Origin of the sequence: Paracoccus sp. (in: a-proteobacteria) (assembly GCF_047973135.1) — a bacterium.
GTDB lineage: Bacteria > Pseudomonadota > Alphaproteobacteria > Rhodobacterales > Rhodobacteraceae > Paracoccus.
In genome coordinates, this window is record NZ_JBKEBL010000197.1 from 1 (window position 1) to 19,830 (window position 19,830).

Below are 19,830 nucleotides of genomic sequence, written 5' to 3' on the forward strand. Positions count from 1 at the left end.
CTGCTGATGATGGTCACGGGGCAGCGGGTCTTTGGAGCAATCGGCTTTGTCGCAGTGGTGGCGGCGCTGCTGATGTGGGGGCCGGGCGGCACGGATATGGGCTTTTCGGCGGTGATGAAGGTGATGCGCTGGAACGCGTTGCTGACCCTGCCGATGTTCGTCTTTATGGGCTATGTCATGTCGGAATCGCGGCTGGCTGAAGATTTATACCGGATGTTTCATGTCTGGTTCGGGCCGATGCCGGGCGGGCTGGCCGTGGGCACGATCCTGCTGATGGTGATGATCTCGGCCATGAACGGGCTGTCGGTGGCGGGAATGGCCATCGGCGCGACCATCGCCCTGCCGGAACTGGTCCGGCATAATTACGACAAGCCGATGATCTCGGGCGTGATTCAGGCGGGTTCCAGCCTTGGGATCCTGATCCCGCCCTCGGTCGTACTGGTCCTGTATTCGCTGATCGCGCGTCAGCCGGTCAGCCAGCTTTGGCTGGCCGGAATCGGACCAGGGCTGCTGATGGCGGCGCTGTTTATCGCCTATATCCTGATCCGCACCCGGCTGAACCCCGCTCTGGCCCCGCCCATGCCAGCGGCGGAACGCGCCGCGATCACCTGGCCGCAGCGGTTGCGCCTGCTGCGCGCGGGCATCCTGCCTCTGGTGATCTTTGCGGCGATGATGGTACCCTTCGTCAAGGGCTGGACCTCGCTGACCGAAAGCAGCGTGATCGGCGCGCTGGCCTCGGTGGCGGCGGCGGTGATCAAGCGCCGCTTCACCCGCGAGGTGTTCGAGGTCGCCACCCGGCAAACTCTGGCCATTACCTGCATGTTCATGCTGATCATCACCGCCGCGCTGTCCTTTGGCGCGGTTTTCGACGGGCTTGGCGCGGGCCGCGCGATCGAGACCCTGTTCCTGCGCGAGATGGCGCTGAGCCCGTTGCAGGTGCTGCTGCTGATGCAGGGCTCGTTCCTGATCATGGGCATGTTTCTGGACGATACGGCGATGCTTGTCATCGTCGCGCCAATCTATGTCACGCTGGCGCGCAGCCTTGGCTTTGATCTGGTCTGGTACGGGGTTCTTTACACCATCACCTGCCAGATTGCGTATCTGACGCCGCCTTTCGGCTATAACCTGTTCCTGATGCGGGCGATGGCACCGCGCGATTTCACGATGGGGGTGATCTATCGCTCGGTCCTGCCCTTCGTGCTGATCATGGCGCTGACCCTTGCGCTGGTGATCGCCTTTCCACAGGTCGCCATGTGGCTGCCACAGCAGATTTATCGGTAACGACCAACACGGGAGACGACCATGACCACGACAAGACGCAAGTTCCTGACTTCGGGCGCGCTGGCCGCTGGTGCCGGTGCGCTGGCCGCCCCGGCGGTTGCCCAGGGCGCGCCGCTGACATGGCGGATGCAGACCTATGCGGGCGCGGCGCTTGGCGCGCATGTCTGCAAACCCGCCATCGACGCCTTCAACAAGATCGCCAATGGCCAGATGCAGATCGAGCTGTTCTATGCCGATCAGCTTGTCCCCACGCCCGAATTGTTCCGCGCCATGCAGAACGGCACCATCGACGCGGTGCAATCCGATGATGACAGCATGGCCAGTCCGACCGAAGTAACGGTCTTTGGCGGCTATTTTCCCTTTGCGCTGCGCTATTCGCTGGACGTGCCCGCGCTGTTCAACCACCACGGGCTGGATGAAATCTGGAAAGAAGAATACGGCAAGCTGGGTATTCAGCATATCTCGGCCGGGTCGTGGGATCCGTGCAACTTTGCCACCAAACAACCGATCAACAGCCTTGCCGACCTTCAGGGCAAGCGCGTTTTCACTTTTCCGACCGCCGGGCGCTTTCTGGCGAAATTCGGCGTCATCCCCGTCACCCTGCCGTGGGAGGATATCGAGGTCGCGCTGCAAACCGGCGAACTGGACGGTGTCGCATGGTCGGGCATCACCGAGGATTATACCGTCGGCTGGGCCGAGGCGACCGGCAATTTCCTGACCAACAGCATCTCGGGCGCGTGGATCGGGCATTTCTTTGCCAATCAGGACCGCTGGAACGAGGTGCCCGAACATCTTCGGGAACTGATGCGCGCGGTGTTCGATCAGTCGCATTACTATCGCCAGCACTGGTACTGGAACGGCGAGGCGGATCTGCGCGTCAATGGCGACAAGATGACCCTGACCACCATCCCGGCCGCGGAATGGGATCAGGTCGAAGAGGCCGCCAAGGAATTCTGGGACGAAATTGCCGCCGAATCCGAGATCAAGGCAAAGGTCGTGGACAAGATTCGCGAATATAACGACGCAATGCGCAGGGCGGGCCCGCCCTATCGTTATTCGTAACCATCGCTTTTTTCCGGGCGCACGGGCGAATGCGCCCGCCCAAAACCAAAGGTATGCCATGCCCGCCAATCTCAGCTTCGACGCCCTTGCGGCCGCTGTCCGCAGCGGCGAAATCGACACCGTCAGCGTGGCCTTTCCCGATATGCAGGGCCGGTTGATGGGCAAGCGGTTTCACGCCGCGCATTTCCTTGAAAATCCGCAGGAAACCCATTGCTGCAACTATCTGCTGGCGACGGACCTGGAAATGCACACCGTGCCCGGCTATGCTGCGGCAAGCTGGGCGGCGGGCTATGGCGATTACACGATGAAGCCCGATCTGACGACGCTGCGCCGCATTCCATGGGCACCGGGCACCGCGCTGGTTCTGGCCGATCTTGTTGACCATCACACCCATGCCCCTGTTCCCCACGCCCCGCGCGAGGTGCTGCGACGTCAGGTGCGGCGGGCCGGGGCGATGGGCCTGACGCCGATGATGGCGACCGAGCTGGAGTTTTTCCTGTTCGCGCAGGACTACAAGACGCTGTTCGATGCCGGCTATCGCGACCCTGTGCCAACGGCGCGCCATAATGTCGATTACGCCATCAGCGGCACATTCGCCGACGAACCGGTGATGCGCACGCTGCGCAACGGGCTTTATGGCGCGGGCATCCCGGTCGAAAACTCCAAGGGCGAGGCCGAGGCCGGACAGCACGAGATCAACGTGAAATATTCCGACGCGATGGACACGGCGGACATGCATGTACTGGTCAAGGCCGCCACGAAGGAAATCGCGCAGGTGCATGGCCAGTCGGCGACCTTCATGGCAAAATATTCGCATCACCGCGCCGGATCCTCCAGCCATGTGCATCAATCGATGTTCCGGGACGGCAAGAACGCCTTTCACGACCCGGATGCGGATCGCGGCATGTCAGCGCTGATGCGGTCCTTTCTGGCGGGGCAACTGGCCCATGCCGGGGCGCTGACATATTTCCTTGCGCCCTATGTCAACAGCTACAAGCGGTTCGTGACCGGGCTTTTCGCGCCCACACGGGCGATCTGGTCGATGGACAACCGCACCGCAGGTTTCCGCATCTGCGGCGAGGGGGGCGGGGCGATCCGGGTTGAATGCCGTATTGGCGGGGCCGACCTGAACCCCTATCTGGCCTGCGCGGCACTGCTGGCTGCCGGGCTGGACGGAATCGAACGGGGCATGACGCTGGAACCGGAGTTTAGCGGCGACGCCTATGCCGCCCGCAATGCGCGCGGGATCCCGGCGACGCTGTCCGGGGCGGCACAGGCGCTTGAGGGTTCCGCAATGCTGCGCACCGCCTTTGGCGGGGATGTGATCGACCACTATGTCCGCGCCGCCCGGTGGGAGATCGAGGAACAGAACCGAGTCGTCACCGACTGGGAAATCGCGCGCGGCTTTGAACGCGCGTAACACCGACAACCGACAAAGGTAAGCCATGACCCTGCATGCAAACTGGTCCTATCCCACCGCCATCAGATTCGGGGCGGGCCGCATCGCCGAACTGGGCGAACATTGCCGCGCCTCGGGCATCGCCCGCCCGCTGCTTGTGACCGACAGGGCGCTGGCCAGACTGCCGATCACCGCGCGGGCGCTGGATATTCTGGATGCGGCAGGACTTGGCCGGGCGGTGTTTTCCGATGTCGATCCCAATCCGGACGAAAGGAACATGGCGGCGGGCATCGCCGCTTTTCGCGCCGGGGGGCATGACGGCGTGGTCTGCTTTGGCGGCGGGTCGGCGCTGGATCTGGGCAAGATGATCGCCCTGATGGTTCGGCAGACCATCCCGGTCTGGGATCTTGAGGATATCGGCGACTGGTGGACCCGCGCCGACGCGCAGGCCATTGCCCCGATCATCGCCGTGCCAACCACCGCCGGAACCGGGTCCGAGGTGGGGCGCGCTGGCGTGCTGACCAATTCCGAAACCCACCGGAAAAAGATCATCTTCCACCCCCGGCTGATGCCCTCGGTAACGATCTGCGACCCCGAACTGACCTTGGGTATGCCCCGCTTGATCACGGCGGGCACCGGCATGGACGCGCTTGCCCATTGCCTTGAGGCCTATTGCAGCCCGCATTACCACCCGATGAGCCAGGGCATCGCGCTGGAGGGGATGCGGCTGGTCAACGAATACCTGCCGCGTGCATACGCCACCCCCGACGATCTGGAGGCCCGCGCGATGATGATGAGCGCGGCGGCCATGGGTGCCGTTGCCTTTCAAAAGGGACTGGGCGCGATCCATTCGCTGTCCCATCCGGTCGGCGCGGTCCATGGCACTCATCACGGCACCACGAATGCCGTGGTCATGCCGATGGTGCTGGATTTCAACCGCCCGGCCATTCAGGACCGGATGGCGCGGGCGGCGGATTATCTGGGCATTCCGGGCGGGTTCGACGGCTTTCGCGCGCGGGTGATGGATCTGCGCGCCGAACTGGACATCCCGCCGAACCTGACCGCAATGGGCGTCACCCCGGACCGGCTGGACGAACTGACCCGTATGGCGCTGGAAGACCCGTCCTGTGGCGGCAACCCGGTCAAGATGACCCCGGAAAATACCCGCGCTCTGTATGAAAGCTGCATGTAGCCGCCTGCCCGGACGGGTCAGGACAGGCGGCTTGCGCCCCGCGGTCAGCGTGCGTTGGCGCGGCGGAAGGGCAATTCGACTTCGGGCGCGATCGGGCAGACATAGGGGGTCGTGGCGATGCGGTCGCGAAATTCCTGTTGCGCGCGATCCAGCAGGGCCGGGTTTTCGAACAGGCTGATGGCACTGCCCGCCATTGTCTTGGCGGCAAAGACCATGCCGCGATGCGCCGCGCCGGACTTGCCCTGCGCCACCAGTTGCCAGCTATGGAACGGCGTGCCAAGCGAGTGGCAGGCGGTCATGACCTGTGCCGTCGGCACCTGCCAGCTTACATCGCCCACATCGGTCGAGCCGGGCAGCATCAGTTCCGGCCTTGGGCCGGGCAGGACATGCCCCGCCAGCACCGGCATCGCGGCCTTCATCTCGACCCCGAACATCTTGCAGGCCGCGCCGATATCGCTTTGGGTCAGCGTCTTTCGGATCGCCGTGGCATAAGTCAGGTCGTCGTCGTCAAACTCGGTTCCGCCGATACGTTCCATCTGGGCCTGCATCAGTTCGTCCAGCGTGTTGTTGCGCAGCAGGTTGGAACAGGCCTTGTCCACCTCGACCTCGCCCGTGGTCTCGGTCATCATGGCGGCACCTGCGGCGACCTTTTTGACCCGCTCGAACAGTTCCAGCGCCTCGCTGACCTGAGGCGAGCGGATCAGATACAGCGCCTCGGCGCTGTCCTGCACCACATTCGGAGAAATCCCGCCAGTATTGGTAATGGCGCTGTGGATGCGCGCCTTTTCGGGCATGTGTTCGCGCAGGTACTGCACGCCCACGCTCATCAGTTCCAGCGCGTCCAGCGCCGAGCGCCCCAGTTCCGGCGAGGCGGCGGCATGGGCCGCGCGGCCGGAAAAGCGGAAATAGGCCTGCACATTGGCCAGCGAACTTGACGGAATCAGCGTATTGAACGAGGCTGGATGCCAGCAGAAGGCGGCATTCAGACCGTCGAACACGCCCCCGCGGGCCATGAAGGTCTTGCCCGATCCGCCCTCTTCTGCGGGGCAGCCGTAATAGCGCACACGCCCCGGCATGCCCTTGGCGGCCAGCCAGTCGCGCGTGGCCACCGAAGCCAGCATCGCCCCCGCGCCCAACAGGTTATGCCCGCAGCCATGGCCGTTGCCGCCTTCGTCCACAGGCTGCTTTTCGGCGATGCCCGCCTGTTGCGACAGGCCCGCAAGCGCGTCGAATTCGCCCAGAAAGCCGATCACCGGCCCGCCCTCGCCCGCCTCGGCCATGAAGGCGGTGGGGATCCCGGCAACGTCGCGGGTGACGCGGAACCCCGCGTCCTCGATCATCTCGATCTGGGCGGCGACCGACCGGCTTTCCTGATAGCGCAGTTCCGCCATATCCCAGATGCGGTCGCTGAGATCAATGTAACCGGGTTTCAGATCCTCGACCAGACGGTCGGTCTCGATCATCGCGTTCATGGCGCGTCTCCCTTTATTCACCAGCAACAGGCTGACGGCCCCGCATCAGCGAAGTTGCCAGTACACCCACGATCGACGCCGCCAGCAGCGACACGCCGATCATCGTCAGGGCGGATGGCCCCGACGCCGCGCTTGCGTTCACCATGATCGGGATCAGGATAAAGCCGACCACGGTATTCATCGAATAGGCCAGCGAACCGTCGCGCATCGCCGCTGTCTTGAAATCCGGGTCGCAGATTTTCAACAGCAGCAACCCGGTCAGGAACACGCCGGTGCCGGTACCAAAGATCAGCATCGCGCGTTCATAGGGTGCCGAGGAAAACAGTCGGCGCGCAAGGCCCATGCACAGCACGACCGTGCCGACAAAGCCGATTGCAGCGGAAATCAGGATCGGCGTGGCAAAGGTCAGCACGCCCTGCACCGGCATCGAGACCAGCGCGGCGACGATGGCGAAATCGGTCAGGGTCGAGGCGATCTTGCCCTTGACGCCCGGATCGACCAGCCACGCGATCTTCAGCTTGTTCATCGCGATCCAGACCAGCCACATCACGATGATCGCATAGGCCCAGACCGGCACCGCCTTGATCAGCGGCAGGTCCAGCGCCCGCACCCAGCCGCGCAGCAGGATTGCCAGCCCCGAGCCCGCAAGGATCAGCGCGAGGTTGAAGCCGATCACGTCGATCGAGGTCGAAACCGTCGTCTCGCGCCCGGCGATGCGCTGCTTTTCGGGGTCGGGCTCAAGCCCGGTCAGCCAGGATTTCGGCAGGCTGTCGGAATCGGCGGAACCGTCCAGCATCCTGCGGGTGCTCAGCCATTTGATGATGGCGATGCCAGAGATGATGCCGCCCAGCAGGCCGATCGTGGCATAGGTCACTGCGACGCCCTGCGCGATCTCCCAGTATTCCAGGCCCATTCCGTTCAGCATGTTCCCGATCACGCCGGCCGTGCCATGCCCGCCCGAAAAGCCCAGGGGCATTTCCAGCCCGAAGGTGTTGTAGATGCCCAGATCCGGCATCGAGGTGGCAAAAAACGCGCCAACCGCGCCGCCGACCGCAAGCTGAAAGGCGAACAGCGCCAGCATCAGGAAGAACATGTTGAACACATTGCGCGCGGCCCCGGCGGAACTGTCCTTTTGTGAAAGCTGGATCCCCAGCGGCACCGAGGCCACGACCGGAATGATCAGCACGCCCGGCAGCAGGCTGTACATCTTGATCCAGTCCGCCGGGTATTGCACCGGGGTCAGACTGCCCCAGATCTGCGGCCCGATCAACAACCCGACCGAGCCGCCGACCACCGAGGCCGGTATGAACAGTTTCTGCAACCAGCCAAGCCTGGCCCGCAACAATGTCCCGATCAGCAAGAACAGGCCCAGCAGCGCAAAGGCCTGCAGGACGCTTGTCATAGAGGCTCCGGTCATCGCACTCTCCCTCATTAAGATCTTCAGGCCCGTTCGGGCTCTGACCGGGAAGTCTAGATAACCCGCCATGTTAAAAAACTTGCTATTTATGCTGCTTGGTATAGCATTTTGATTATATCGGAGTGTTTTCAACGGATTAATCAAGGTGAACGTGTCGGAATTCGTTCGCAGGCGCCTGAAATTCAGGCATCTGCATGTGCTGCTGGCGCTGGATGAGACGCTGAATGTCAGCCGGGCCGCTGAAAAGCTGAACATCACACAGGCATCCGTGTCGCGGACCCTTTCGGAAATCGAGGATGGTTTCGGACTGACCCTGTTCGAAAGGCACCCACGCGGATTGCGCCGAACCGGGCCGGGCAACGATCTGATCCACGCCGCCCGCAAGGTGGTCAGCAATATCCTTGCGCTGGAGGATGTCAGCGAACAGTTCAGCACGCTGGGGCGCGGCGAAATCCTGGTCGGGCTGCACAATTATTCGCTGCTGGGACAGGTGGCGTCGCTGATGGCGGGGTTCAAATCGCGCTATCCGAATGTCACCATCCGCTTGCGCGACGGATTGCTGCCCGATCTTCTGGACGATCTGGAATATGGACGGCTGGACATGGTCTTTGGCCGCCTTGGACCCGAGCTGGATCAGACCGGCTTTGGAACGATCCCGCTGGCGCGGACGCAGACGGTCATCGTCGCGCGCGCGGGCGTGCCGCCGCCGCCCGACGACCCGGTCGAACTGGTGGCGCAGCGCTGGACGATCCCTCTGCCCGGCACGCCGATGCGGCAGGATTTCGACCGTTTCCGCGCCGAACACGGCCTGCGCCAGCCCGCCGATTGCATCGAGACGAACAACGCCACCCTGATTACTGAATTGCTGCTGCAACAGGACCGTTACGGGCTGTTTCCGGCATTTGTCGGGGATCAGGCACCGATGGCGGCGGGCGTGCAGGCGAATCCTCTGCTGCGCAGCTATTGCTATCCGTTCAAGGCGTGCCACGACCGGATCGGCATGATCTATTCAGGATCAAACGCCCAGACCCCGGCCGCCGCCGCCCTCATCCGCGAGATGCTGGCAGACATTCCGGGACAGACCGGGCAGGGCTGACCCTGTCCTTTCGTCTGCCTTGACAGAAACAAGGCCCTTCAGATAACAATTTTCCGTTATAACGATTAATGGTCGCTATAACGGAAAACATAGCCATGCTGCTGACGCATGGTGTCTACAGCGGAGAATACAGAATGCGTAAGGTCCCATTTGTGGCGGCAGCGGTCATGGCACTGGCGGCGGCGCCGGTCATGGCGCAGCAGGCCACCAGCAAATTGCAAGAGGTGCTGGATCGCGGATATCTGATCCTCGGTTCGGGCTCGACCAACCCGCCCTGGCATTTCATCGATTCCGAGAACAAGCTGACCGGCTTTGACATCGACATGGGCCGTCTGGTCGCCAAGGCGCTGTTCGGGGATCCCGACAAGATCGAATATGTGCAGCAATCCGGCGACGCCCGGATCCCGAACCTTGTCACCAACAAGGTCGATCTGACCTGCCAGTTCATGACAGTCACGGCCGAGCGCGCGCAACAGGTCGAATTCACCGTCCCCTATTACCGCGAGGGCGTGGGCCTGCTGCTGATGGCAAACGGCAAATATGCCGATTACGACGCGCTGAAGGCGGCCGGGTCGGATGTGACGGTGGCGGTTCTGCAAAACGTCTATGCCGAGGAAATGGTCCGTGCCGCACTGCCCGAGGCGAAGGTCGATCAGTATGACAGCGTCGATCTGATGTATCAGGCGCTGAATTCCGGACGTGCCGCCGCCGCCGCGACCGATCAGTCTGCGCTGCGCTGGTTCATGGTCCAGAACCCCGACCGCTACAAGGATGCGGGCTATGCCTGGAATCCGCAAACCTATTCCTGCGCGGTCAAGCCGGGCGATCAGCGCTGGCTGAACTTTGTCAACACTGCGCTGGAACAGGGCATGACCGGCGTCGAGTTCCAGTTCTATGCCGACAGCTTCCAGAAATGGTTCGGCTCTACCCTGCCCACACCGCAAATCGGTTTCCCGGTTGAGTACAAGTAACAACGACGACATCCGGGAATGCCGCCTTGGACTATGATTTCAACTTTGCCGTCGTCTGGCGCAACTGGGACGTTCTGGCGCAGGGGCTTGGCCTCGGCCTTGTTCTGGCGATCATCTCGATCGCCATCGGATGCGGAATCGGACTGATTGCGGCGTTCGGGATGTTGTCGCGGCACAGGCCGGTGCGATGGATCGCACTGGCCTATGTCTCGCTGATCCGCAACACGCCGATCCTCGTCCTGATCCTGCTGACCTATTTCGCGCTGCCGCAAATGGGGCTGGCGCTGGACAAGATCACCTCGTTCATCCTGACGCTGTCGATCTATGCCGGGGCCTATCTGGCCGAGGTGTTCCGCTCGGGTCTGATGGCGCTGCCCAAGGGGCTGCGCGAGGCCGGGCTGGCCATCGGGCTGACGGAACTGAAGATCAAGCTGCATATCATCATTCCGGTGATGCTGCGCAACGTGCTGCCATCGCTGTCGAACAACTTCATCTCGTTGTTCAAGGACACGTCGCTGGCCGCCGCCATCGCGGTGCCCGAACTGACCTACTATGCCCGCAAGATCAACGTCGAAAGCTTTCGCGTGATCGAGACATGGATGATCACTTCGTTGGTCTATGTCCTTGCCTGCTATGTCATCGCCAGCCTGCTGCGCCGGGTCGAAACCCGCCTTGCCCTGCCGCGCTGAGAAGGAAGAAACATGAATTTCTCCGTCTTTCTGACCGAGTTGTGGGCCGCGCGCCTCAGCCTGTTATCCGGGCTTGGCGAAACGGTGCTGATTTCGGTCTGCGCCATCGTGCTGGGAACGCTGCTGGGGGTTCTGGTCGGGCTGGCGCTGACCTATGGCCACCCGGTCCTGCGGTTTCTTGTGCGGGTCTATACCGATTTCCTGCGCGGAACGCCGGTTTTCGTGCTGATCCTGGCCTGTTACTATATCCTGTCCACCATCGGACTGGATCTCAGCGCGTTTCAGGCGGGGGTGCTGGCGCTGATGATGTTCTGTTCGTCCCATGTGGGCGAGATCGTTCGCGGCGCGCTGAATGCCATCCCGAAAGGCCAGACCGAAGCCGCCAAATCCATCGGCCTGACCTTTGTGCAGACCTTCACCTCGGTGCTGATGCCGCAGGCCCTGCGGCAGATCCTGCCGACCTGGGTGAATACCGCGACCGAGATCGTCAAGGCCTCGACCCTGCTGTCGATCATCGGCGTGGTCGAGCTGTTGCTGGCGACGCAGCAGGTCATATCCCGTACCTATCTCAGCCTCGAATTCTATCTGTTTGCGGGGCTGGTCTATTTCCTTCTGAACTTCGTGATCGAACTTGCGGGCCGCGCCGTCGAACGCCGCATTTCGATCCCACGCTGAGGCTGACATGACACCGGTTCTGAAAATATCCGATCTTCACAAGCGTTTCGGCGATGTCGAGGTGCTGAAGGGGATCGACCTGACCATGGCCAAGGGCGATGTGGTCTCGCTGATCGGGTCATCCGGCTCGGGAAAGACGACGCTGCTGCGCTGCGTCAACCTGCTGGAGGATTTCGAAAAGGGCAGCGTCCAGATCGCAGGCCAGACCATCGGCTATCACGACGGGGGCGGAAAGCGCCGCCGCCTGACCGAACGCCAGATCGCCGCGCAGCGGGCAATGACCGGCATGGCCTTTCAGCAGTTCAACCTGTTTCCGCATATGACCGCGCTTCGCAACGTCATGCTGGGGCTGGTGAAAACCAAGAAGATGCCCAAGGACGAGGCGCGCGCCGTCGCGGAAACCTGGCTTGACCGCGTAGGCATGGGGCAACGCAAGGATCACTATCCCGGCCAGTTGTCGGGTGGCCAGCAACAGCGGGTCGCCATCGCCCGCGCCATCGCGATGAGCCCGCAACTGATGCTGTTCGACGAGATCACCTCGGCCCTTGATCCCGAACTGGTGAACGAGGTTCTTGCCGTGGTCCGCGATCTGGCGGCGGACGGGATGACGATGCTGCTGGTCACGCATGAGATGCGCTTTGCGCGCGATGTCTCAAGCAAGGTCGTCTTCATGCATCAGGGCCGCATCCACGAGGAAGGCACGCCCGATCAGATCTTTGGCGCTCCGCAATCCGAGCGTCTGCAAGGTTTCCTCTCGAAAACCGAGTTTTAACAGGAGAAAACGGAATGACTATCAAAAGGCACGGGGTCGGTGACAGCAAGGGCAACGGCCAGAAGGCCCTGCCCTTCGCCAAGGCGACCCAGGCTGATGGCTGGCTGTATGTGTCGGGCCAGACCCCGATGCGCGATGGCGAGGTCGCGGGTAACGGCATTGTCGAGCAGTCCCATATCGCCATCCAGAACATGCTGAAGATCGTCGAGGATGCCGGTTATGGCGTCGAAGACATCATGCGCGTCGGTGTCTGGCTGGACGATGCCCGCGATTTCTGGAGCTTTAACGGCGTCTTTGAAAGCTATTTCAGCGGGAACCCGCCCGCGCGGGCCTGTGTTCAATCTTCCATGGTGGTCGATTGCAAGGTAGAAGTGGACTGCATCGCTTATCGCAAGGCCTGATCTTCGCATCCGGCCGCAATCAACGGCCGGCTGTAGTAAGGAGTGCGCGATGAAGGACGGACATGAACGGAAACGCGCGCGCGGCATCGATCGAGCGTTCGACATTCTGGATCATCTGCGGGCCGTAAAGGCACCGCAACGTCCGGCCGACATCGCCACCGCACTGGGTGCACCCCGATCAACCGTTTACGATCTGGTCGGGGTGCTGCTGAATCACGGCATGCTGGAAGAAATGAATGAGGGCGGCGCAGTCTTTCTGGGCCGCCGTCTGTATTTTCTGGGCCTCGCCTATCGCGATCATTTCGACCTGACCCGCAAGGCCGAAACCATCCTGCGCGAAGTGACCGAAAAGACCAGCGAAACCTCGCAACTCTGCATGCTGGACGGCAATAAATACACCGTCGCCATCCAGCAAGAGGGCAACCGCCCCTTCCGTATCAGCACCGATGTGGGCGAGCATACGCCCATTCCCTGGACCGCATCGGGCAGGCTGCTGTTGGGTGGCCTCAGCGACCGGGACATTCTGGACCTGATCCCGCCCGAGGATTTCGTCCTGCCGGGCGGGCGGCGGCTGGACCCGGACACATTCCTCGCAGAAGTCCGGCAAGCCCGATCTGACCGGTTCTTCTCGTTCGACAGCGCTGTCGATACCTTTACCCATTGCTTCGCCGCGCCGACCTTTGACAGCGCGGGCCGATGCATCGCGACGGTCTGCATCCTTGCGCCAAAAGACGACGCGAGCCGGAATTACGACAGCTACCGCGCGACGCTGATGGATGCCGGACAACGTCTGTCGCAATTCGTGCCATAAGCGCGCCTGCCGACGGGGCGGCGGCTGAACAGCAGGCCCGGCCCGGAATCGAGACACATCGCGCCCTCTGGCCAGCCTTCTGGGCCGTCAGCTATTTCAGCCCGCCTTGCCAGCGCCGGGGGTGCGGCCGAAATCGGGTGCCTCGGTATCCTGTCCGGCCTCGATGATGCCCCGGCGAATGGCACGGGTGCGAGTGAAATAGTCGAACAGCGCCTGCCCGTCGCCCATCCGGATTGCGCGCTGAAGGACGAACAGTTCCTCGGTAAAGCGGCCAAGGATGTCCAGCGTCGCCTCTTTGTTGTGCAGAAACACGTCTCGCCACATGGTCGGATCGCTGGCGGCGATCCGGGTAAAGTCGCGAAAACCGGCGGCGGAATACTGGATCACCTCTTCATCCGTGACGCGGCGCAGGTGATCGGCGACACCGACCATCGTATAAGCGATCAGATGCGGCGCGTGGCTGGTGACGGCCAGAACCAGATCGTGATGCTGCGCATCCATGCTGTCGGTCTTGGCCCCCATCGCGCGAAGCAGATCGGCCAGCCGCGTTTCTGCCGCCGGGTCGGTGCCGGAAAGGGGGGTCAGCAGCCACCAGCGGTTGCGGAAAAGCGAGGCGAAACCGGCGCGCGGGCCGGAATGCTCGGTCCCGGCAAGGGGGTGGCCGGGGATGAAATGCACTCCGTCAGGGATATACGGGCCAACCGTGTCGATCACCGCCTGCTTGACGGAACCGACATCCGTGACCGTCGCGCCGGGTTTCAGATGGGGCGCAATTTCGGCAGCGACCGTTCCCATCGCGCCCACGGGCACGGCCAGCACCACCAGATCCGCCCCTGCAACCGCCTGCGCCGCGCTGTCGCAAATGCGGTCGCACAGCCCGATCCCGCGCGCGGTCTCGCGCGTCGCGGCAGAGCGGGCAAAGCCCACCACCTCGCCCGCAAGCCCGCCCTCGCGCATGGCATGTGCCATCGACCCCGCGATCAGCCCCAACCCGATCAGCGCCACCCGGTCATAGATCACCGTCATTCTCTGCCCCTTCTGCTGGCCATGAAGCGGCCAAGGGAATCGACGATCCGGCGGCATCCGGCCTCGTCGCCCACGGTGATGCGCAGCGCCTCGGGCAGGCCGTAACCCGCCACGCGCCGCACCAGAATGCCATCCAGACGCAGCGCGGCATCGGCGGCTGCGGCAGTGTCCGGGCTGTCAAAGCGGACCAACAGGAAATTCGCGAAACTGGGGTCGCAGCCAATGCCCGTCTGCACCAGCGCATCCCGCATCCAGCGCCGCCAGCGGTCGTTTTCGGCAGCGCAATGCGCGGTGAAATCGGTGTCGCGGATGGCGGCCTCGGCGGCGGCCAGTTGTGCATTCGACAGGTTGAAGGGCTGGCGCAACCGGTTCAGCACGTCGATGACCTCGCGCCGGGCATAGCCCCATCCGATGCGCAGCCCCCCCAGCCCGTGAATTTTGGAAAAGGTCCGCGTCATCACCACATTCGGCCAGCGTTCGACCAGCGACACCCCACCGTCAAAGCCGCCCGCAAATTCCGTATAGGCACCGTCATGAACCAGCACCACATGGCCCGGCAACCCCGAGGCCAGACGCTCCAGTTCCGTATCCTCCAGCATGGTGCCGGTCGGATTGGCGGGGTTGGCGATAAAGACGATCCGTGTCCGGCCGGTCACGGCAGAAAGGATCGCGTCAACATCGATCCGCCGCCCGGCCTCGGGAACCGTCACCGGCGTCGCGCCCACCATGCGCGCAAGGATCGGATACATGGAAAAGCCGTGCTCGGTCGTGATCACCTCATCCCCCTGGCCCGCATAGGCATGGGTCACGAATTGCAGCACCTCGTCCGAGCCGGCGCCGCAGATGATGCGGTCCGGGTCCAGCCCATGCACCCCGGCAATCGCCTGTCGCAGCGCGGCATGATCGGTCGGGGGATAGCGGTGCAGGTTTCCCGCCGCCTGTCCGAACGCCGCCTGCGCTGCCGGGCTGCACCCCAAGGGGTTCTCGTTCGAGGACAGTTTCAGCACATCGTCGCGACCGGCCAGCCTGCTTTCGCCGCTGACATAAAGCGCGATCTCCATGATGCCGGGTTTCGGGGTGATCTGGGTCATGGCCAATTTCCTTTGCGCGCCCGGTTTAGTCGCCGCGCCGCAGCTTTGGAAGTGGCGAATTTGCCGCCCGCTTTTACCCGCAACGAAAAAGACCGCGCCCGGTGGCGCGGTCCCTTCGAAGAGGCGATCCCAGGGGATCAGTTCTTGGCGTAATATTCGACGACCAGGTTCGGTTCCATCTGAACCGCATAAGGCACATCGCCCAAGGCCGGGGTGCGCACGAAGCTGGCCGTCATCTTGTTGTGGTCCACTTCCAGATAGTCTGGCACGTCGCGTTCTGCCAAGGCGACGGCTTCCAGCACGATGGCCAGTTGGCGCGAACGCTCGCGGATCGAGATGACATCGCCTTCCCGGACGCGATAGGACGCAATGTTCACGCGCTTGCCGTTCACCTCGATATGGCCGTGGTTCACGAACTGGCGGGCGGCAAAGATGGTGGGCACGAATTTTGCGCGATAGACGACGGCGTCCAGACGACGCTCCAGCAGGCCGATCAGGTTTTCGCCGGTGTCGCCCTTCAGGCGTTCAGCCTCGGCATAGATGCGGCGGAACTGCTTTTCGGTCAGGTCGCCGTAATGACCCTTGAGTTTTTGCTTGGCGCGCAACTGGGTGCCGAAATCGGACAGCTTGCCCTTGCGGCGCTGGCCGTGCTGACCGGGACCATAATCGCGGCGGTTAACCGGGGACTTGGCGCGACCCCAGATGTTTTCGCCCATGCGGCGGTCGATCTTGTACTTGGCAGACGTGCGTTTGGTCACGGCTGATCTCCTTCGTTTAATTGCGTTCGAAGGGCGTTGTCCTCTGGCTTGCGCCTGACAGGCATCCCCTTGCGAGGGCCACCAACACCAGTGAAGTGCGCGCTTATAAAGGCCCGCTGGCCGGTGTCAAGCGCGGATCGCCGTGTCCTGGTCGGCAAGAAACCGCATCAGGTACCAGGCGAGGCACGAACAGATCAGAGTTGCGGCGACCACCGGCCGGGCTGTGCCGTCATAGATCAGCCCGACCGGTGCCGCGATCAGCGTCGAGGCCACGGTCGAGATCGCCGCAACGATCGAAGCCGCCATCCCGGCGATATGGCCCATTGGTTGCAGGGCCAGCGCGTTCAGATTGCCGAAGGTGACGCCCGCCATGAAGAACACGCTGACCATCCACAGAAAGAACGCGGGAAACTGCATCGCGCCGGGCAGCAGATTCAGCGCGAACAGACCCAGCACAACAGCGCTGACACAGGTTTGCATGATATAGGCCCATTTCGCGATTCGCCGCATGCCGTATCGGGTCACGAAGGTCGCGTTCAGCACGGCGCTTGTGCCCGACAGCAGGGCCACTGCCGCAAACCAGACCGGAAAGCTGTCACCCCGGCCAAAGGTCTCGGCGAAAAGCTGTTGTGACGAGGACAGTAGCGCGAACATCTGGGCAAAGCCAAGTGTCAGGATCACCGTGCACAGCATCACATGGCGGCTGCCCAGAACCTCGGCCGCCGCTTCGCGCAGCGGGCCAAGGCGCAGCGGGCGGCGGCGCGCGGGCGGCAGGGTTTCGCCCTGCCGCAGGTTCAGCCATGTGCAGCCGATCACCGCAAAGACCAGAAAACCGGCAAAAACCCCCTGCCAGCCCGCCAGCCAGATCATCCCCGAGCCGATCAGCGGGGCCAGCGCCGGAATGATGATAAAGATCATCATCACCAGACTGGTGATGCGCGCCATCTCTCGTCCCGAATAAAGATCGCGTACCATGGCCAGCCCGACGATCCGGGGCCCCGATGCCCCAAGCCCCTGCACAAAACGCGCAGCCAGAAGCATTTCGATCGAATCGGCAAGAATGGCCGCGATGGCTGCGAGGAAATAGATGGCAAAGCCGATCGTGATCGTCGGTTTGCGTCCGATGGCGTCCGAGATGGGGCCGACGAAAAGCGTGCCGCATCCCATTCCGGCGACAAAGGCCGTCAGGATCAGTTGCGCGCGGTTGACATTGCCGGGGGTCAGATCTGCGGCGATCTGGGGCAGCGCGGGCAGCATCGCGTCGATGGAAAAGGCGACGATGGCGAACAGACAGGCCAGCATCGCGGCGAATTCGGGCAGGGGCAGACGCCGGGCGGGCGCCTGTGTAGACAGGATCGATTGGCTCACGGGGGGCACCTTTCTGAGGGTCAGGGAATATCTAAAATTTGCAGTTTGTGCAAGGTGCGGGGCCAAAGTCTGAAGGCCCGGACAAACGGAGAAAATTCAGGTGCGGTGCCTGACCGTGACAAAGCGCGGGCGCAACGGATGGTCAGAGCTGATTCGGGAAAGCCTGGCAAACGCAAAAGGTCGGGCCGCCGCCGCGCCCTGCCGGCGGCCCTGGTCCAGCGGCACCGCCGGATGATTTGCGTCCCGCGATAGCCGGGGGAGCTGTGCGCCCCCCGGACCCCCTGCAAAAGCCTGCGGCGAACCGTCCGTCTGTTGGCGGGCTTTGCCCCCTGCCCCCCCGCCCACCATAATTCAAGAAGTGACGGCAAAGGCAGGCAGGGACGGTTGTTCCAGGTCTCTGGCGGTCAGGTTTCAGGACGGGCGGACAATTCGTCGATCACGTTTTGCCACAGCCGCGCGGGTTGTGCGCCGCTGACGACATGGCGGTCGGCGACGATGAAGGTCGGCACGGCGGTGATGCCGCGCTGGCGGGCGTGTGCCTCGCGCGTGGCGATTTCGTCGCGGTCGGCATCGCCGTCCAGAAGCTGCGCGATCATGGCACGGTCCAGCCCGACCGCACCCGCGATTGCCGCCAGCTCGGCCTTGTCGCCGATGTCGCGCGCCTCTTGCCAATGGGCGCGCAGCAGCCCCGACATGACGCGGCTTTGCGCGCCCTCGACGCCAGCCCAGTGCAGCAGGCGGTGGGCGTCGGCCGTGTCAGGTTCGCGAGCCGAAGGGTTCAGCGTCAGGCCCAGTTGCGCGGCGCGCGCAGCGACGGCACGCGCAGCCTCTTGCGCGCGGTCGCCCAGCTTGGCGCAGAGATATTCGGCGCGGTCCATGCCCTCGGGCGGCATCTCGGGGTTCAGGCGGAACGGGTGCCAGGCGATGTCGAAGGGATGGCCAGGGCGGCTTTCCAAAGCGCGGTCCAGCTCCAGCTTGGCGATCAGGCACCACGGGCAGACGGGATCGGCAAAGATGTCAAGGCGGATCATGGTGTATCCTTCCGGTGCGCTTCGCGCAGGGCGCGGCGATTGATCTTGCCGGTAGGGGTGCGGGGCAGCGCCTCGACGCGGATATAGTCGCGGGGCTGCTTGTAGCGGGCAAGGCTGCTTTCCGCCAGCGCACGCAGGTCTGCGGCCCCGGCTTCGCCGGTCCAGAAAGCGGCGATGATGCTGCTGCCGGGGCCGACGGCCAGTTCCGCCACCGCCACATCCCCGGCAAGCGGATGGCTGGCCAGAACCTCTTCGATTTCGGGCGGCGCGACGCGAAAGCCACCCGCGTTCATGATGTCATCGGCCCGGCCCAGCAGGGTGATCGCGCCGCCGTCATCCATTTGTGCCTGATCGCCGGTCAGGAACCAGTCGCCGTGAAACCGCGCCGCCGTTTCATCGGGCTGGCCCAGATAGCCCAGGAACAAACCCGGATCGTCGCGCCGCACGGCAAGAGCGCCGGGCTGGCCCGCTGGCAGGGGCTGGCCGTCATCGGACAGCACCGCGATTGCCCTGCCGGGCTGGGGGAAACCGGCGGTACCGGCGGGCGCGGGGCGGGCGGGGCTGCCCGAGATGAAGGTCGAGATCTCGGACGCGCCCATCGCCTCGTGCAGGTCGGTGCCGGTGCGGGTCTGCCAGCCCTCGCGCAGGCCGGGGTCCAGCCGCTCGCCCGCAGCAAGGCCGTGGCGCAGGCTTTCGATGTGCTGCCATTCGGCGCGCAGCAGGCGACGAAACACGCCGGGCGCACCCGCAAGGATCGTGGCACCGTGGCGCGAGGCCAGCAGCGGGATCTGTTCCAGCGCGGTGCCCCCGGCAGGGATCAGCGCGGTGGCACCCATGGTCCAGGGGTCCATCAGCCCGGTGCCAAGCGTGAAGGTCCAGTTGAAGGCCCCGGCATGCATCATCCGGTCGCTGTCACGCAGGTCGTACCAGCCGCCGAACATCGCCTTGCGCGCAAGAATCGCGCGATGGGCATGCATCACCGCGCGCGGCTGGCCCGAACTGCCCGAGGTATAAATGATATAGGCCAGCCGGTCGGGATCGCCCGTCGTAAACGGGGCGGCAGGCAGGTCGGCGAATGAGGCAAGGTCGGCCTCGGTCAGGACCGGCGCGGTGTGGTCAGGCAACGGGATGCCATCGCCCGCGACCAGCATCCGGGGGGCGATTTCCGCCGCAATCTTGCCGATTTCACGCGCCGTCAGCATGGCCGAGGTCGGGACGGGCACGATCCCCGCCGTGATCGCGCCCAGATAGGCGACGGGAAAGGCGGGCGTATTGCCCAGCCGCATCAGCAGCCGGTCGCCGGGCCGCAACCCCGCCC

19 protein-coding genes are annotated in these 19,830 nt (G+C 63.6%); 11 read left to right on the plus strand and 8 right to left on the minus strand.

Annotation, left to right across the window (positions count from 1 at the left end):
• From ACK5L9_RS15450 to ACK5L9_RS15465, 4 genes are all read left to right on the plus strand, one after another.
• Window positions 1-1,281, plus strand: a 1,281-nt coding sequence (locus ACK5L9_RS15450) for a TRAP transporter large permease (RefSeq protein WP_416912362.1), incomplete at its 5' end; no start/stop codon positions are given.
• 21 nt (window positions 1,282-1,302) lie between these two features.
• Complete coding sequence (locus tag ACK5L9_RS15455; RefSeq protein WP_416912363.1) at window positions 1,303-2,343, plus strand: TRAP transporter substrate-binding protein; 1,041 nt, start codon at window positions 1,303-1,305, stop codon at window positions 2,341-2,343.
• A 58-nt stretch (window positions 2,344-2,401) separates the two neighbouring features.
• Complete coding sequence (locus ACK5L9_RS15460) at window positions 2,402-3,763, plus strand: glutamine synthetase family protein (protein WP_416912364.1); 1,362 nt, start codon at window positions 2,402-2,404, stop codon at window positions 3,761-3,763.
• Between the two features lie 25 nt (window positions 3,764-3,788).
• Entirely contained in the window at window positions 3,789-4,934 is a 1,146-nt protein-coding gene (locus tag ACK5L9_RS15465) for an iron-containing alcohol dehydrogenase (protein WP_416912365.1), read from the plus strand.
• Between the two features lie 44 nt (window positions 4,935-4,978).
• Here ACK5L9_RS15465 and ACK5L9_RS15470 read toward each other — a convergent pair whose 3' ends face one another.
• Window positions 4,979-6,406, minus strand: coding sequence for a M20 family metallopeptidase (locus ACK5L9_RS15470; protein WP_416912366.1), 1,428 nt, complete (start codon window positions 6,404-6,406; stop codon window positions 4,979-4,981).
• A gap of 13 nt (window positions 6,407-6,419) precedes the next feature.
• On the minus strand, window positions 6,420-7,823 hold the full coding sequence (locus ACK5L9_RS15475) for a sodium/glutamate symporter (protein WP_416912367.1): 1,404 nt from the start codon (window positions 7,821-7,823) through the stop codon (window positions 6,420-6,422).
• 145 nt (window positions 7,824-7,968) lie between these two features.
• Here ACK5L9_RS15475 and ACK5L9_RS15480 point away from each other — a divergent pair, with 145 nt between their 5' ends.
• The 7 genes from ACK5L9_RS15480 to ACK5L9_RS15510 all read left to right on the plus strand — a co-directional run bounded on the left by ACK5L9_RS15480 (window position 7,969) and on the right by ACK5L9_RS15510 (window position 13,238).
• Window positions 7,969-8,919, plus strand: coding sequence for a LysR family transcriptional regulator (locus ACK5L9_RS15480; protein ID WP_416912368.1), 951 nt, complete (start codon window positions 7,969-7,971; stop codon window positions 8,917-8,919).
• A gap of 134 nt (window positions 8,920-9,053) precedes the next feature.
• Entirely contained in the window at window positions 9,054-9,890 is an 837-nt protein-coding gene (locus ACK5L9_RS15485; protein ID WP_416912369.1) for a transporter substrate-binding domain-containing protein, read from the plus strand.
• Between the two features lie 26 nt (window positions 9,891-9,916).
• Window positions 9,917-10,579, plus strand: a complete 663-nt coding sequence (locus tag ACK5L9_RS15490; protein WP_416912370.1) for an amino acid ABC transporter permease — start codon at window positions 9,917-9,919, stop codon at window positions 10,577-10,579.
• A gap of 12 nt (window positions 10,580-10,591) precedes the next feature.
• Window positions 10,592-11,254, plus strand: coding sequence for an amino acid ABC transporter permease (locus ACK5L9_RS15495; RefSeq protein WP_416912371.1), 663 nt, complete (start codon window positions 10,592-10,594; stop codon window positions 11,252-11,254).
• 7 nt (window positions 11,255-11,261) lie between these two features.
• On the plus strand, window positions 11,262-12,026 hold the full coding sequence (locus ACK5L9_RS15500) for an amino acid ABC transporter ATP-binding protein (RefSeq protein ID WP_416912372.1): 765 nt from the start codon (window positions 11,262-11,264) through the stop codon (window positions 12,024-12,026).
• A gap of 14 nt (window positions 12,027-12,040) precedes the next feature.
• Entirely contained in the window at window positions 12,041-12,427 is a 387-nt protein-coding gene (locus tag ACK5L9_RS15505; RefSeq protein WP_416912373.1) for a RidA family protein, read from the plus strand.
• 49 nt (window positions 12,428-12,476) lie between these two features.
• Window positions 12,477-13,238, plus strand: a complete 762-nt coding sequence (locus ACK5L9_RS15510) for an IclR family transcriptional regulator (RefSeq protein ID WP_416912374.1) — start codon at window positions 12,477-12,479, stop codon at window positions 13,236-13,238.
• 96 nt (window positions 13,239-13,334) lie between these two features.
• Here the strand turns inward: ACK5L9_RS15510 and ACK5L9_RS15515 are convergent, their stop codons facing one another.
• The 6 genes from ACK5L9_RS15515 to ACK5L9_RS15540 form a co-directional block, all read right to left on the minus strand.
• Window positions 13,335-14,264 (minus strand): prephenate/arogenate dehydrogenase family protein, encoded by a 930-nt coding sequence (locus tag ACK5L9_RS15515; RefSeq protein ID WP_416912375.1) that lies wholly within the window; start codon window positions 14,262-14,264, stop codon window positions 13,335-13,337.
• A complete protein-coding gene (gene hisC / locus ACK5L9_RS15520; RefSeq protein ID WP_416912376.1) occupies window positions 14,261-15,355 on the minus strand; it encodes a histidinol-phosphate transaminase in 1,095 nt (364 codons plus the stop codon). The genes ACK5L9_RS15515 and hisC overlap by 4 nt, the downstream gene beginning before the upstream one ends.
• A gap of 137 nt (window positions 15,356-15,492) precedes the next feature.
• Window positions 15,493-16,113 (minus strand): 30S ribosomal protein S4, encoded by a 621-nt coding sequence (gene rpsD, locus ACK5L9_RS15525; RefSeq protein ID WP_416912377.1) that lies wholly within the window; start codon window positions 16,111-16,113, stop codon window positions 15,493-15,495.
• 126 nt (window positions 16,114-16,239) lie between these two features.
• A complete protein-coding gene (locus tag ACK5L9_RS15530) occupies window positions 16,240-17,481 on the minus strand; it encodes a multidrug effflux MFS transporter (RefSeq protein WP_416912378.1) in 1,242 nt (413 codons plus the stop codon).
• A 404-nt stretch (window positions 17,482-17,885) separates the two neighbouring features.
• Window positions 17,886-18,512 (minus strand): DsbA family oxidoreductase, encoded by a 627-nt coding sequence (locus ACK5L9_RS15535; protein WP_416912379.1) that lies wholly within the window; start codon window positions 18,510-18,512, stop codon window positions 17,886-17,888.
• Window positions 18,509-19,830 (minus strand): class I adenylate-forming enzyme family protein (locus ACK5L9_RS15540; protein WP_416912380.1); only part of this gene is annotated, 1,322 nt, incomplete at its 5' end. The genes ACK5L9_RS15540 and ACK5L9_RS15535, both read right to left, overlap by 4 nt.

Bases quoted from the DNA above. Each gene is read 5' to 3' on its own strand.
- ACK5L9_RS15455 (WP_416912363.1), top strand. From the start codon at position 1,303: ATGACCACGACAAGACGCAAGTTCCTGACTTCGGGCGCGCTGGCCGCT.
- ACK5L9_RS15460 (WP_416912364.1), top strand. From the start codon at position 2,402: ATGCCCGCCAATCTCAGCTTCGACGCCCTTGCGGCCGCTGTCCGCAGC.
- ACK5L9_RS15465 (WP_416912365.1), top strand. From the start codon at position 3,789: ATGACCCTGCATGCAAACTGGTCCTATCCCACCGCCATCAGATTCGGG.
- ACK5L9_RS15470 (WP_416912366.1), bottom strand. From the start codon at position 6,406: ATGAACGCGATGATCGAGACCGACCGTCTGGTCGAGGATCTGAAACCC.
- ACK5L9_RS15475 (WP_416912367.1), bottom strand. From the start codon at position 7,823: ATGACCGGAGCCTCTATGACAAGCGTCCTGCAGGCCTTTGCGCTGCTG.
- ACK5L9_RS15485 (WP_416912369.1), top strand. From the start codon at position 9,054: ATGCGTAAGGTCCCATTTGTGGCGGCAGCGGTCATGGCACTGGCGGCG.
- ACK5L9_RS15495 (WP_416912371.1), top strand. From the start codon at position 10,592: ATGAATTTCTCCGTCTTTCTGACCGAGTTGTGGGCCGCGCGCCTCAGC.
- ACK5L9_RS15500 (WP_416912372.1), top strand. From the start codon at position 11,262: ATGACACCGGTTCTGAAAATATCCGATCTTCACAAGCGTTTCGGCGAT.
- ACK5L9_RS15505 (WP_416912373.1), top strand. From the start codon at position 12,041: ATGACTATCAAAAGGCACGGGGTCGGTGACAGCAAGGGCAACGGCCAG.
- ACK5L9_RS15510 (WP_416912374.1), top strand. From the start codon at position 12,477: ATGAAGGACGGACATGAACGGAAACGCGCGCGCGGCATCGATCGAGCG.
- ACK5L9_RS15515 (WP_416912375.1), bottom strand. From the start codon at position 14,264: ATGACGGTGATCTATGACCGGGTGGCGCTGATCGGGTTGGGGCTGATC.
- hisC (WP_416912376.1), bottom strand. From the start codon at position 15,355: ATGACCCAGATCACCCCGAAACCCGGCATCATGGAGATCGCGCTTTAT.
- ACK5L9_RS15535 (WP_416912379.1), bottom strand. From the start codon at position 18,512: ATGATCCGCCTTGACATCTTTGCCGATCCCGTCTGCCCGTGGTGCCTG.